Raw genomic sequence first — 1,435 nt, 5'->3', positions numbered from 1 at the left:
CCCCGCCGAGCACGACGGCCGCGATCGCCTTGAGCAGGTAGTCGGTATTGGTCGCCGGCTGGCTCGACCCGATGTACGAGGTCAGGAGCACGGCCCCCACCCCGCCCATCAGACCGCAGATGACATACCCGGCGAGCTTGACGCGGGCGACCTTGAGTCCCATGGCGCGGGCGGCGTCGGGGTTGTCGCCGACTGCGAGGAGGTGAGTGCCGAACCGAGTGTGGAACAGCACGATGTGCAGGAGGACACCGATCGCGAGCGCGATGAGGAAATTGAACCGGATGCCACCCACCGACGTGATGCTGACGAAGGTGAGAGCGCGTTCGGGGATCTGCACGGGCTTGCCCTGCGAGAAGATCAGGCTGAGCCCCATCACGAGGCTCATACTCCCCAGGGTGACGATGAAGTCGGGGATCCTCACCCAGCCGATGATGACGCCGTTGAGCGCGCCGACCGACAGTCCCGTTGCCATCGCGACCAGGCAGCACAGCCATAGCGGCAGTCCGGCCTGATAGGCGAGCCCCATCGTGACGCTGCCCAGCGCGACCGTCGACGCGAGCGACAGATCGATACCGGCGAGCGTCACCGCGAACGTCGCTCCCAGAGCCAGCACGATCGGGATCGTGGAGTCGGCGAGCATGCTCGTCAGGCTCGGCCAGGTGAGGAACTTCGGGTTGACGATGGTGAACGTGACCGTGAGCAGGACGAGTGCCACAGGAGCGGTCGCGCGGGTCCACAGATCCTCGTTCGCGAGGCGACGACGAAGGGTGCGCGTGCTGGCTGTGATCGGATTCGTCGTGTCGACGGGACTGGTCTGGGTGGACATGGGTGAAGATCCCCGATCGTTGCGGATTACTGGAAGGGGTTCGGGACCACGAAGTCCGACGGCGGCGCCGGGAAGGCGTCGAGTGCGGCCTGGGCGTTGTCCTTCGTCACGGTGAGCACGGGCGTCTCGACGCTGGTCGGGATGGTCTTGCCGCTGTGAGCTGCGATGCAGGCCTGCACGGACTGGGCGCCCATCAGGTACGGGAACTGCTCGATCGCCGCCGGCTCACCGCCGGCCACGATGTCCTTGAGCTGGTCTTGGGTGCCGTCGATTCCGATCACCGCGACCTGGCCCTTCTTGCCCGCTTCTTCGACGGCTTGCTGGATGCCGAGGGCCATGTCGCCCGAGGGTGTGAAGAAGCCCTTGATGTTCGGGTTGGCGAGCAGGATCGTGGCGGCCGCGCTCTTCGCCTTCGCCTTGTCGAAATCGGCGGCGACGGTCTGCGTGATCGTCAGAGTGCCGTTGACCGCGTCGGTGAACCCCTTGAGGCGGGCGTTGCTGCCGGGATCGCCGACGAGCCCGCCGATGAGCGCGACGCCGTCACCCTTCGAGAGGAGGTTCATCATCGCCTTTCCTCCGGCCTGACCGGCAGTCTCGTTGTTGGTGCCG

The 1,435-nt window shown here is 66.3% G+C and carries 1 protein-coding gene and 1 pseudogene; both read right to left on the bottom strand.

The window, feature by feature from the left end:
- On the bottom strand, positions 1-826 hold an 826-nt coding region (locus tag ASG00_RS07895; RefSeq protein WP_082483148.1), incomplete at its 3' end, for an ABC transporter permease.
- A 26-nt stretch (positions 827-852) separates the two neighbouring features.
- Positions 853-1,435 (bottom strand): annotated as a pseudogene (locus ASG00_RS18950) (substrate-binding domain-containing protein); the annotation flags it as partial.

It is taken from the genome of Microbacterium sp. Leaf351, assembly GCF_001423825.1.
Taxonomy (GTDB): Bacteria; Actinomycetota; Actinomycetes; order Actinomycetales; family Microbacteriaceae; genus Microbacterium; species Microbacterium ginsengisoli.
The sequence above is the reverse complement of the archived record's forward strand: the minus strand, read 5'-3'. Positions and strand labels throughout refer to the sequence as shown.